Raw genomic sequence first — 13,138 nt, 5'->3', positions numbered from 1 at the left:
CAGCGGCAGCCGCGCGCGCCGAGGCGTACGCGCCGGCCTCCGGCTGCTGGGGCGCCTGAATGTCAAAGTTTGCGCCGGCCCAAGCCGCTTCCGCCCGAAGAGGGCGGACATCGAGCGGCGACTCGCAAGCATGGTTCCAGTTCCTCAATTCCGGCAGTGAGTAGGAGCTAGCAAGAAAACAAAGAAGTAATTTTCAAACTATCCAAATCACTGGAACTCTGGAACCAAGGGTAGATTAGCAGGCATACCATTGATTTTAGCGTATATTTACGGTTCCAGCATACTGCTAACTATGGAACCGTTCAGGAACTGGGGAACCCTGAATTGAGGATATAACCGCCAGCGTCTTTCCCGTTGATGTTCGCCGCCCCTCATAGTGGGTCTTTCGGGCTGAGTGATCCGACATCAACCAGCCTTCGACCTCTGAAACTGCCCACAGATCAACAGTGCGTCCCCCGGACAGCTTCGTCTTGTCCAGTTTGCGGTAACCAAGTTCATTCATGGCGGCGCGAACCTGCTTGAGGCTAAATTGGCTCTGGCCAAGGGGCGTGTTAAGCCATCGCATTACGTCGTTCAACGTGACCAGTTCTCCATCCCCAGAGCGCACGAGGTCCTCAATCTCCATGGCGGCAGAGGTTCGGCTTGATAAGATTATTTCCCGCTTCGCCTCGGTCATTGGCGGCCGGCTATTCGGAGACCAAGCCGAGATATCCATTTCTTGAAGCCAGGCCTTGAAACAGGCCGCTTGCTTCAACCCGATATCCCAAAGCAGCTCATAGTAAGGTTGCGGCATCTGATGAGCATCGATGCGGAACACCGCGTTTCGGCGATCATCTTTCTCCAGTGAGGCCGGGACTGCGTGGTTTGTCAAAGTGAAAATACCACGGGGTGTGCGGACGAGGTGCGAGCGGATGAATTTGTCGGAAGCGAGAACTTTTTCCGCGGTGACCCAAGGCTTGAAGCTGTTCGACACTTCCCATCTGTTGGCAGTTGCCATCTCCTCAATAACCAGCACCTGGCGATTGCCCAGAGCTTGTTTGTAGTCGGATGCGTGTAACCCGCAATCGTCGACAAAAACATTCGACTCGCCAAATAGCTCTTTTAGGAGTTTGGCGACGAACGACTTCCCAACGCCCTGCCCCCCAATAAGCGTTATGGCGCTCTCGATCTTGACCGAGGGCTTTTGCAGCAGATGGGCAAGGTATTTGTAAAGCCAGTCGCGCTCGTCGTGGTTAGGCAGCAAATAGTCGAAATGCTGTTGAATGACGGAGCAATTACCGGCTGCCGCGCTGACGCCCCCTGCTCGCCAACTATTGAGGACAAGCGTGCCGTTCTGGTCGATGATGAGCCTATGATCGCCAGGTACGTAGTCGATTAATTTTACTTTTGGCGACCGTCGATCTCTGATGAAATCCAAATGGGGCTTCGCGACACGGTGGGCATATTGGTTGTCGAAGGACTGGCGGGCCAACGCGGGTTCGTCGCGCGTTATGCACATGTAGGAGTCAGTATCCCCAGCAAGCACATACGACCTTTGCAGCTCCAACAGCTTCTCGTCTCCCCGTGCGAGCGCATAAGGAGATGCGATGTCTGACGCTTTGAATGGACACCGTTCGCAGGCGGTGCAGCCCAGGTCATTTTCGATGCTTGCGCAGGTTCTGGGCCTAGCTTCCGCCGCCTGCCGCAACTTCTTTGCAGTCTCTGCCTCGTTGTAGCGAGCTGGATCAAGAGCAGACAGTTCGTGGAAGCGAGTTTCTCCATCCTCACAGCGCGCTGCGATAGTTGCGGCAGCATACCATTCAGGCTCAGTGACCTGGTCTGGCGTAGAAGTAAGCCGCTGAAGGAAACCGCAGTGCCGTTCCGCCAGCTCAAAGCTGCCATCAGCCTCAGACTTCTTTGTGGGGGCTTGCGTCGTTTGTCGCGACTTTGATGGGATAGCCCCAAGGCCGATCAATGCCTCGAGTTGCTCGATCCGATAGCGGTCGCCGCCAGCTTCGGCAATTTGAACGGTGATGCTCGTTCCATATTTGTGATTAATGGCGCCAACCGGGCGGGTCACGCGAGCGAGGTCGGACACATTGTCCAACTTGCGATCCGAGGCTGCGAAGGTGCTTTGTAGCAACGAATGCATGCCCTTGAGAACCGACGATACGCGCGCTCGATCTTGTTGCGTTTCAATCCTAAACGGCTCATCAAAGAGATAGTGCAAATAGAGCCCACCTCCTGATCGGATAACCCGCGTCGGGTTTGGCAACGGAGATCGGGCAAGCAATTCCAGTGCCTCCCCCTCGCTCTCGGGGTAGTTCTTGGCCGCGTGTTTTCCAGTGTTCAGATCTACGTCGAACAAGACACCGGGGACGAAGCTGGTGTGCTCCGCCCTGCGATTGGGTTGGTCGAACAAGCACCAGCTCACATATACGTTGTCATGTTTGTCGACCTCGTTAGCAAATAGGCCCAGTTCGTCCGCTTCTTGCGGCCAGGCGAATGAGCGGCTGTTACCCTTAACTGAAAACACGCAGGCGAAGCCGCTCTGACCCAGCCAATTTTCATGGAAATGTTGGAGGTCGATCACTTGTCGTCTCCATCGTCATTGGTCAACCGGCTCGACAACTGAGCAATGTCACAGAACGGGATTTCCTGGACTGATTGATCCTCACAGCTCAATTCAAGAAGCTCGCTGCCAGCGTCCCACACAGTCTGGGTGTGGAATGGTCGTACGTGCCAGCGGCCGTCGTGTGACTGAAAAACGGCGTAAACGGTCCCATGAACTGTCGACTGGAAAGCGGGCTTAACTAGGCGGAACGCTGCGGCGCCACTGCGAAGGTCGTGCGTTACGAAAGTATCACTGCAAGACTTATTTGGGGTCCATCTGTCTACTACTCTTTGCTCCCATCGCAGCTTGCGCCCTATTTTGCTTGGTTTTGGAAATCTACCTTCCGCGCACATATTGCGAAGATTACGCTCTCCGATCCCTAATTTCTTGCACACGTAGTTAGTTCCAACGTATATATTGATTACCATCGATTTTGTTCCTAAATGAGTATTTGGTACTTCACTCAGGTAAGGCTTGATGCCGGTCACTACCAGCTACGGCCGCCAGGTCAGCGAACCACAATGACGCGATGCGATGATAGGAATATATGCCCCGTCTTGAAATCAGAAAAAACGACTTCATCGCGTTGATCAGTGGGGGCGATGTACCGCCGTGGAGATCCGTACCCACACGCACAATTGCCGGGATGTTGGGCGTCAGTTTGCAGGTAATGGCGAACTGGAGAGTTCGTAACTCCGGACCGCCAACCACCGTGCGACGCAAGGGGGCAGGGCACAAGACGTTCTACCGACTCGATGAGGCGGCCGTATGGGCATCGGACGGCATACTGGTGCTGTGGGAAATCAATAGAGATTGGTTGAAAGGCAGGGGTCTGGCAGTGCACGGTGAAAGTAGTGAAGCTAGCACCGCCTGGCTGATAGCCTCCGCTGACAGCTTGCTCTGAGCGCAGGCCACGACCCATATAGCCACGCCCAGGAAAATGCCTCAGGAGAACCGATCGGCGGCACCTCACTGCATCGCAATGCCCTGAGCAGCCGAGGTGAAATGATGCTTTTTGGTGCCACGAGTTAGTGTGCGTATCGCGCCGTAGTCGCGGTATGCGCTGTCGAGACTCGCAAAGGACCTGTCACACGGAGCGCATAAGACTGGTCCGTTTACACCATACGTTTTGACTACTAGTTTGGCGCACTGATTTGGGGGGAAACGTGGCAGCGAACGCGGGCAATAATTCTGATCTGAATTTCACTGCTGAACTATTTCGTGCGGCTGACAAGTTGCGTGGCAACCTGGAGCCATCCGAGTACAAACACGTCGCCCTCGGCCTGATCTTCCTCAAATATATTTCGGACGCCTTCGAGGGCCAGCACACGAAGCTGGAAGCGGACGAGTATGCCGACGCGGAAGACCCTGAGGAGTATCTGGCTGAGAACGTGTTCTGGGTGCCGAAGGAAGCCCGCTGGTCATTCTTGCAAGCCAACGCCAAGCGCCCGGAGATCGGCAAGCTGATCGACGAGGCTATGGAAGCCATTGAGAAGGCTCCCTCAAACGAGGGGTTGAAAGGCGTTTTGCCGAAGAACTACGCACGCCCGACGTTGAACAAGACCATGCTGGGTGAACTGATCGACCTGTTCTCCAACATCGGCATGCACGACAGCACTGATAAGGCAAAAGACCTATTGGGGCGGGTCTACGAGTATTTCCTGTCGGGTTTCGCCGGTTCCGAGGGCAAGCGCGGCGGCGAGTTCTTCACGCCCCGCTCAGTCGTGCGAACGCTTGTCGAGATACTCGAACCCTTTAACGGCCGAGTCTACGATCCTTGCTGCGGTTCGGGTGGCATGTTCGTGCAGTCGGAAAAGTTCATCGAGGAGCATGGCGGGCGGCGGGACGACATCGCCGTATACGGACAGGAGATCAACCACACGACGTGGCGGCTGGCAAAGATGAACCTTGCCGTACAAGGGATTGACGCCGACATCCGCTGGAACAATGAGGGCAGCTTCCATCGGGACGAAATGCCCGACCTGAAGGCCGACTTCATCCTCGCCAATCCGCCGTTCAACATTTCCGATTGGGGTGGCGAGCGCCTTACCGATGATGTCCGTTGGAAACACGGCATACCGCCGAGGGGCAACGCTAATTTCGGCTGGCTCCAGCATATCCTGCATCACCTCGCCCCACGCGGCACGGGGGGCGTGGTATTGGCCAACGGTTCCATGTCCTCCCAGCAGTCCGGTGAGGGCGATATTCGCAAGGCGGTGATCGAGGCTGATCAGGTTGACTGCATGGTGGCCCTGCCGGGGCAGTTGTTCTTCTCGACTCCAATCCCGGCCTGCCTGTGGATACTGGCTCGGAACAAGAGTGCCAACGGCCATCGCGACAGACGCGGTGAAATCCTTTTCATCGACGCCCGCAAGCTCGGCTTCATGGTGGATCGAGTGCGCAAGGAGTTCAGCGCCGACGACATTCACACGATTGCTGGGGCTTATCATCGCTGGCGGGCAAAGCCGGAAACGGGGGAAGCCAATGGCTGGGCTGACTATGCCGACGAAGCCGGGTTCTGCAAATCCGCCACGCTGACCGAGGTTCGCGAGCACGGCTATGTGCTGACGCCGGGACGTTATGTCGGCGCGGCAGACATTGAAGATGACGGCGTTTCGTTTGCCGAGAAGTTCGAAGTCCTAAGGGATCAGTTGCAGGCGCAATTTGCCGAAGGGCGAGCACTAGAGGAACGGATCGGAACGATTTTTGCTGGCGTGGGCGAAAATGGCTGAAGCTCTATTCCCCGTTCATCGGTCATGGGTGACTAGTACGCTGGGTGACGTTGCGGCGCTTGGTGGCGGGAATGTGCAAACTGGACCGTTTGGAAGCCAACTGCATGCATCAGACTACGTGTCGTTCGGCATTCCTTCGGTGATGCCCCAGAACATTGGCGACAACACAATCTCGGTGGAGGGGATAGCTCGAATACGGGTGGAGGATGCCCAACGGCTCTCGAAGTATCGTCTGCGAGTTGGCGACATCGTATACAGCCGGCGGGGTGATGTTGAGCGGCGGGCGCTGATCCGGCCGGAAAATGATGGTTGGCTTTGCGGAACAGGCTGCTTGCGAGTGCGCTTTGGTAAAGGTCATGTCGTGCCAGAATACGCGGCATTCTATTTGGGTCACCCGTCAGTGCGCGCTTGGATCGTTCAGCATGCAGTTGGGGCGACAATGCCCAATCTCAACACGAAAATATTGTCTGATCTGCCATTCGTTCTTCCTCCAACACGCGACCAGCAATCTATCGCCGAAATCCTCGGCTCTCTTGACGACAAGATCGAACTGAACCGGCGCACCAAAGAAACGCTGGAGGCAATGGTGCAGGCGATATTTCGCGACTGGTTTGTCGATTTCGGCCCGACTCGCCGCAAGATCGAGGGCGCAACCGATCCAGTCGAGATTTTGGGCGGTCTTGTGGCCGATGCTGATCGTGCGCGGCAGTTGGCCAATCTCTTTCCAGCACTACTCGGGGACAATGGGCTGCCGGTGGGATGGAGAATTGGCCGTCTAGACGATATCGCTAACATACATATGGGCGCTTCGCCTAAAGGGGATACTTACAACGAAGAGGGGATTGGGACACCTCTTGCGAATGGCCCGGTCGAGTTCGGGGACTACTTTCTGATTAAGAGAAAGTGGACTACGTCGCCAACGCGCCTTTCCCAATACGGCGACTACATTATCTGTGTGAGAGGATCGACCACTGGGCGTCGCGTGTTCGCTGATGGGGTGTATTGTCTAGGGCGCGGTGTCGCAGCGATCCGTGGCCGGGATGGACAACAGGACTTCGTCAACGCAACTATCGACACATTTATTGATGTGCTTTTGCAGAAGACTACCGGTTCAGTTTTTCCAAACCTGTCGGGCGACGACATTCGAGGTTTTGCATGCTTGGTTCCGCCTAGTGCCATTGCGAATGAGTTCTCCTCTTTTGCATCTCCTTTGCGGTGCAGAGTATGGCACAACGTCGAGGAGGTGACCGTTCTCGCCGAAACTCGCGATCTCCTTCTCCCTAAACTCATGTCAGGCGAGATCACCATTCGAGATGCTGAGCAGCGACTGGAGGCTGCACAGTGACCGTGCAGGGCGAGCAGATAAAGAAGCACGCAGTCGAGCGGCTAGACCGCGAAGCTGCCATTCATGTCTCCGGACACCAGAATGTGCATGCACGACGCTACGTCATGCCGAAGACGGGTAGTGCCGGGGTCGAGATTATGGTGGTCGTAAAAGGCGATGCCTTGCAGCTCTGGTGCGAGGCCGACGCTCTGGATCGAACCGGCGCATCGGGACTTGGAGGTGAGTTTCGGCACGGCAGCGAAACCTATGCCGTGCCCAGCCCTACCGGAGCTATGCGCTACGGCCGCCACACCGCGTTGAAAACCATGACCCACCTTCATCGCGGCGACGCATGGCGCTTTGTACCCAAGACCCTCGGCGAGCTAGACCGCATTCTTGATGCCATCAAAGCCTAGTCGGCTTTCCAATCACTCCTTGAGACATCCCACCATGTTGATCCGCAGCATTCTTGAAAAGATCGAGGAAAAGCAGCTCTTTGTCCCGGCTTTTCAGCGCGAGTACGTTTGGAAGAAGCGGGATGCCAAGCTTCTCATCGGGTCGATGCTTAAGGGCTATCCGACCGGAACGATCCTGACCTGGGACACCAATCACCCGCCGGAACTCAAGGGAGATCACGTCTATGACCCAAAGCAGGGCACCGTCAAAATCCTCCTCGATGGGCAGCAGCGCGTCACCACGCTCTATCTGCTGATCCGGGGTGAACTGCCACCCTACTATACGCTTGACGAAGTCACCGATGATACGCGGGGGCTCCATGTCAATGTCGAGACCCTAGAGCTTGAGTATTTTCAGAAGCGGATGGACGCCGATCCGCGCTGGCTGAACGTCACTGACATCTTCAAGAAGAATGTTCGCGCGAAGGACGTGGTGCGAGCGCTGGAGAAGGCTGGCCGAGAGTTGACGAAGGCAGAGGACGATCAGATCGACGATAACTTTGCCGCCGTGCAGGCTATTCTCGAACGCGATTTCCCAGAGCAGAATATCCCGGTGAGGGCGTCGCTGCGAGAGGCAATCGATATATTCTACATCGTCAATGCGGGCGGGGTGGCGCTTACGGACGCCGAACTCGCGTTGGCGCAAATCTCAGGTTACTGGCCACAGGCACGTGAAGCGTTCAAGGCGAAGCTGGAGGCGCTCAAGAAGAATGGCTTCGTATTCAAGCTGGATTTCGTCGTCTTCGCCCTGCTCGCTATTTTGCACCAGGGCGGCTCCGAGATGCGCAAGCTGCATTCTGAAGACAACAACGACGCGATCCGGGCAGCATGGAAAGCGCTCGATGCCAAGGTCTTAGATTATGTTGCGAACCTGCTACGCGACCACGCCTACGTCGACCACACTGATGAAATCAACTCGATCTACGCGCTGATCCCAATCGTCGCCTATTGCTTCCAACGTGACTGCAAACTGAGCCATACCGATATTCAGAAGGTGGTGAAGTGGTTCTACTATTCGCAGGTTCGTCGGCGCTACGTGAGCCAGCTTCCCCAGCGGCTTGATCATGACCTAAAGATTGTCGCGACATCCGACATGCCGTTCGACCGCCTCCTGGACGTGATCCGTGAGGAACGAGGTGGAGCGATTTCGATTGCCGCCGATGAGTTTGTGGGCAGCGCTATCCAGCATCCGCTGTTCGGCCTCGTGCGCTGGCACCTTAAGAGCAGAGGGGCGAAGTGCCTTACAACCGGCGTATCCATTCATCACCCCATGGGTGAGAAGTACAAACTGGAGTACGACCACATCTTCGCCTTCGCCAACCTCAAGGCTGAGGGGTATGGCATGGAGAACCGGCTGAAGTACCAATTGGCGCAGGAGCTGACCAACCGGGCCTTCCTGACTCAAATCGCCAATCGGTCGAAAGGTAAAAAGGAGACCGAGGGGTATTTGGCCGCGGTGGCCAAGAACCAGTCGAAAGCTCTTTCTTTGCAATTGATCCCGGAGGACCAAGAACTCTGGCAAATCGAAAACTATGAACTCTTCCTCAAGACACGTCGCAAGATGTTGGCGGACAGCCTCAATGCCTGGCTTGAGGGTCTGGCCGATACGAGTGCCGTTTCCGAAGGCATTAGCTTGGAGGATTTGATCGGCGAAGGTGAGAACGAAGACGTCGAGTTCAAGGAAACGCTTCGCTGGGACATCCGTCAAGGGAATGTGAACAAGGACCTCGAAGGCGTCATAATGAAGACCATCGCCGCGTTCGCCAATTTGCAAGGCGGGACGCTAGTGGTCGGCGTGGCTGACGATGGCTCTATTTCCGGCCTCGACAACGACTACAAGAGCATGGGCGGGGGTGATCGCGACAAGTTCGAACTGCACCTAAAAACTCTCGTCATCAATGCCTTTGGCGAGGCTTTTGGTGCGACGAAACTCAAGGCCTCCTTTCCGATAATCGATGAGAAGGAAATCTGTCGGATCGATGTCGCGCCGGCCAACAAGCCGATTTACCTCAAGATCGCGGATAAAGGTGGAGTGCCCATGGAGCGTTTCTACGTTCGAAACGGCAATTCCTCCCGCGAGATGGCAGGCGAGCAGGCGCTCATTTACATCAAGGAGCGTTTTGTCTGATGCCTCAGGGCGACGGGATAGACATCGTCTACCAGCAGGTCGAGACCGGCTATGCGCCGTCGGGCTTCCGCGAGAACGTCGTGGAGAATGCCGCCGTAGCCATATTCGAAGAGCTTGGCTACATCTACGCGCCGTCCAGCCAGATCGCGCCTGACGGCTCCGCCCCCGAGCGAGATGCCTATTCTGACACTATCCTGACTTCTCGTCTGAAGGCAGCGGTGGGCCGTCTGAACCCGACCATCCCGGCCGAGGCCCGCGCATCCGCGATCAGGCAGTTGTTCGTCACCGAGACTCCATCACTAGTCGAGGAGAACCGGCGTATCCATCGGCTACTCACCGAAGGTGCCGATGTTGAGTTCGTAGTGGCCGATGGGGAGATCAGGGGCGATAAGGTATGGCTGATCGACTTCGACAATGTGGACAACAACGACTGGCTGGTGACGAACCAGTTTACGGTGGTCGAGGGCCGCCACAAGCGCCGCCCTGACATGGTGGTGTTCGTCAACGGCCTGCCCCTCGCCATCATCGAATTAAAGAACGCTGGTGACGAAACCGCCGACATTGGCGCTGCCTTCAATCAGCTCCAGACGTACAAGGCGCAAGTGCCGTCCCTGTTTCGGACGAACGCGGTCTTGATCGCTTCGGATGGTGTTCTGGCTCGGATAGGGTCGCTTACCGCTGACGAGGAACGGTTCATGCCGTGGCGGACGGTGACGGGAGCTGATGGCGATTTCACACCCCACGGCCCTCGCGAGATGGCGACGCTGCTGCGTGGCGTGTTCGACCGCAAACGGTTCCTCGCCTTGCTGCACGACTTCATCGTGTTTGGCGACAAAGGCGAAGGTCCGTTCAAGATCATCGCCGGATACCATCAGTTCCATGGGGCAACGAAGGCGCTCACCAGCGCCATCGAGGCGGCGAAGCCTGACGGTGACCGCAAGATCGGCGTCATCTGGCATACGCAGGGTTCGGGCAAAAGCCTGTTGATGGCATTCTTCGGTGGGCTGATCGTGAGGTCGAAGGCGCTGGAGAACCCGACGCTGGTTGTGTTGACCGACCGCAACGACCTTGACGACCAGCTGTTCGGGACGTTCAGCCTGTGCCGCGACCTGATCCGCCAGACGCCCGAGCAGGCAGACAGCCGTGATGAGCTTCGTCGGCTGCTCAACCGCGCCTCCGGCGGCGTGATTTTCACAACGGTTCAGAAATTCTCGCCTGAGGTCGGGGAGGAGAGCTTTCCCGTCCTGACCGACCGTCGCAATGTCATCGTCATGGCTGACGAGGCACATCGAAGCCAGTACGGTTTTGACGCCAAGCTGGACAAGACCTCGGGCAAGCGTCGCTATGGCTACGCGCATTACATCCGCCAGGGCCTGCCCAACGCTTCCTTCATTGGCTTCACCGGAACCCCCATTGAAGCCGACGACGTAAACACGCCTGCGATATTCGGTGAGTACATCGACATTTACGACATCAGCCGCGCCGTTGAGGATGGCGCGACGGTTCCGATCTTCTACGAAAGCAGACTTGCCCGTATCGAGCTGAACGAAGATGAGAAGCCCCGGATCGACGCCGAGATCGAGGCGATCCTCGAAGACGATACGCTCTCCGAACAGGAGAAGCAGAAGGCCAAATGGGCGACCGTCGAGCGGCTGGTTGGATCGGAGAAGCGACTATCGCTGATTGCAGCCGACATGGTCGAGCACCTAGAAGCACGCATCGCCGGTATGAACGGCAAGGCGATGGCGGTGTGCATGAGCCGCCGCATCTGCGTTGACCTTTATAAGCATATCATCGCACTACGGCCGGATTGGCATTCCGATGACGATGCCAAGGGCGCCATCAAGATTGTTATGACCGGGTCAGCATCCGATCCGCTTGACTGGCAACCGCACATCGGCAGTAAGAAGCGGCGCGATGCGCTTGCCAAGCGGGCGCGTGATCCCGAGGACGAAATCAAGCTGGTGATCGTGCGCGACATGTGGCTGACAGGCTTCGACGCGCCTTGCATGCACACTATGTACATCGATAAACCCATGCGCGGACACGGACTGATGCAGGCCATCGCTCGCGTCAATCGGGTGTTCAAGGATAAACCAGGTGGGTTGATTGTTGACTACATCGGCATCGCCCAAAACCTCAAAAACGCGTTGGGCGAATACACAACTTCCGATCAGGAAAAGACAGGCATTGATGAGGAGGCGGCTGTTGCCGTCCTGATGGAGAAGCATGAGGTCGTGCGAGGGATGTTCCACGGACATGACTACCGTTTCGGCGTCCTCGGCCAGCCCATGCAACGCCTGGTGGCGCTGGCTGACTCCATCGATTGGATCCTCGCGTGGCAAGAGCGGGAGGCTGCGAAGGTTTCGGGCGCCGACGACAAGAAAAAGGCGCACCGACGCTATCAGGATGTGGTTCTGGAGCTGAGCAAAGCGTATGCGCTGGCGTCCGCTAGTGACGAGGCCCGAGCGATACGGGATGAGATCGGCTTCTTTCAGGCAGTTCGTGCCGCGCTCGCCAAGACGACGGCGAAGGGCAAGATGTCGGATCGGGCCAAGACCTTTGCGGTTGAACAGCTACTCAATCAGGCCGTCGCTAGCGCAGAAATCGTGGACATCCTGAAGGCTGCGGGTATCCAGACCCCAGACCTGTCGATCCTATCCGAGGAGTTCCTTGCCGAAATCCAGCAAATGGAGAGGAAGAACCTCGCTCTGGAGGCTTTGAAGAAGCTGCTCAACGGCGAGATCAGCAGCCGGTCGAGGTCGAACGTCGTGGAGACCAGGTCGTTCTCGCGGCGTCTTGAGGAAGCCGTGGCCCGATATCATGCCAACGCGATATCGACCGTTGAGATGATCCAAGAACTGATCGCACTGGCAAGGGACATAAAGGCGTCAGCGGCTAGAGGTGAGGAGCATGGGCTATCTCCGGAGGAGTTAGCCTTTTATGACGCCCTTGCCGAGAACGAGAGCGCCGTCGAGGCGATGGGTAGTGAGAAGCTAAGGGTGATCGCTCACGAACTTGTCGAGCAGATGCGAGGCTCTGCAACGGTCGACTGGCACCACAAGGCAACCGCCCGCGCCCGTATGCGCATTCTTGTAAAGCGCATCCTTAAGAAGTACGGCTACCCGCCCGATCTTGAGCAGGAAGCTGTGCAGACCGTCTTGGCACAGGCGGAGGTCATGTTAAGGGAGGTTGCGGCAGCACATTGACGCAATAGAGATTGCTCGTGGCGGGCACCTGCGGAATATCGCGACGGCACTATCATAGCGGGTCAAAAATCAAATTTTTTTTCGCAGGAAATTTAGAACCACTCCCGCGCCGCCCCACACTCCGGCAGAAAAAGCCTGTACTCCTTCCGCGCGGGATAATCCATTTGACCGCAAAACGTGCTCAATTCAAAATTCAGCCTGCCGCCAGTTTGTTTGCCTGAAGCGATCTGAGCGGTTTTGGCGAGGTTCGCTTCCTGCTGCGTAGGTATCAACGTGGGTAGGTTACCAACCTGCCAGGCTAGGTCATTCCCACTGCTCAGCACGAAGTTCCTGAAGACGGGCTGGTGAAACACTTGGAACAAAATCGACTGACGTCCGGCGCTCTCCTGCGTGAGTAACGTCCATCCTAACCGCACCGACAAGATCCACGCCTCTCGCGAGCCTTTCAATAAGTTCGTTTAACCGCGCCGCGAACCCGAGGAGGAGGGCGGTTGCGGCTGGGCATTGATGCGTGGAGACGTTGGTGACGAGTCTATCGAAGTCTTTGATCCATATTATCTCGCCTTCACTGCGATGGGCTCCGTAGGCGCCCGTCGTCGCCCTGTTAAAATAATCCCATGTGAAATCGTTCCGAAAAAGAATTCTGTGACGGCCTCCTAAACAACGGACTTCAACATTCCCACTCTGATTGCGACAA

At 56.6% G+C, this 13,138-nt stretch carries 8 protein-coding genes; 6 read left to right on the top strand and 2 right to left on the bottom strand.

The window, feature by feature from the left end; all coding sequences use genetic code 11:
- Nucleotides 1-286: 286 nt before the first annotated feature.
- Nucleotides 287-2,572: a primase-helicase family protein gene (locus NKJ67_RS18375; RefSeq protein ID WP_352582220.1), complete on the bottom strand. Its 2,286-nt coding sequence runs from the start codon at nt 2,570-2,572 to the stop codon at nt 287-289.
- A complete protein-coding gene (locus NKJ67_RS18370; protein ID WP_352582311.1) occupies nt 2,569-3,021 on the bottom strand; it encodes a helix-turn-helix transcriptional regulator in 453 nt (150 codons plus the stop codon). Before NKJ67_RS18370 ends, NKJ67_RS18375 begins: the two co-directional genes overlap by 4 nt.
- A gap of 119 nt (nt 3,022-3,140) precedes the next feature.
- Here NKJ67_RS18370 and NKJ67_RS18365 point away from each other — a divergent pair, with 119 nt between their 5' ends.
- The 6 genes from NKJ67_RS18365 to NKJ67_RS18340 all read left to right on the top strand — a co-directional run bounded on the left by NKJ67_RS18365 (nt 3,141) and on the right by NKJ67_RS18340 (nt 12,441).
- On the top strand, nt 3,141-3,497 hold the full coding sequence (locus NKJ67_RS18365; RefSeq protein WP_352582218.1) for a hypothetical protein: 357 nt from the start codon (nt 3,141-3,143) through the stop codon (nt 3,495-3,497).
- A 262-nt stretch (nt 3,498-3,759) separates the two neighbouring features.
- A complete protein-coding gene (locus NKJ67_RS18360; protein WP_352582216.1) occupies nt 3,760-5,325 on the top strand; it encodes a class I SAM-dependent DNA methyltransferase in 1,566 nt (521 codons plus the stop codon).
- Nucleotides 5,318-6,670 (top strand): restriction endonuclease subunit S, encoded by a 1,353-nt coding sequence (locus NKJ67_RS18355; protein ID WP_352582214.1) that lies wholly within the window; start codon nt 5,318-5,320, stop codon nt 6,668-6,670. Before NKJ67_RS18360 ends, NKJ67_RS18355 begins: the two co-directional genes overlap by 8 nt.
- Nucleotides 6,667-7,065: a hypothetical protein gene (locus NKJ67_RS18350; RefSeq protein ID WP_352582212.1), complete on the top strand. Its 399-nt coding sequence runs from the start codon at nt 6,667-6,669 to the stop codon at nt 7,063-7,065. Before NKJ67_RS18355 ends, NKJ67_RS18350 begins: the two co-directional genes overlap by 4 nt.
- A gap of 34 nt (nt 7,066-7,099) precedes the next feature.
- A complete protein-coding gene (locus NKJ67_RS18345) occupies nt 7,100-9,232 on the top strand; it encodes a GmrSD restriction endonuclease domain-containing protein (RefSeq protein WP_352582210.1) in 2,133 nt (710 codons plus the stop codon).
- Nucleotides 9,232-12,441 carry a type I restriction endonuclease subunit R gene (locus NKJ67_RS18340; protein ID WP_352582208.1) on the top strand — a complete coding sequence of 1,070 codons (3,210 nt, stop codon included), beginning with the start codon at nt 9,232-9,234 and terminating at the stop codon, nt 12,439-12,441. Before NKJ67_RS18345 ends, NKJ67_RS18340 begins: the two co-directional genes overlap by 1 nt.
- The last annotated feature ends 697 nt before the right edge of the window (nt 12,442-13,138 follow it).

This window comes from Mesorhizobium sp. M0088 (genome assembly GCF_040322895.1).
Taxonomy (GTDB): domain Bacteria; phylum Pseudomonadota; class Alphaproteobacteria; order Rhizobiales; family Rhizobiaceae; genus Mesorhizobium.
This window is presented reverse-complemented; position numbering and strand designations above follow the sequence as displayed.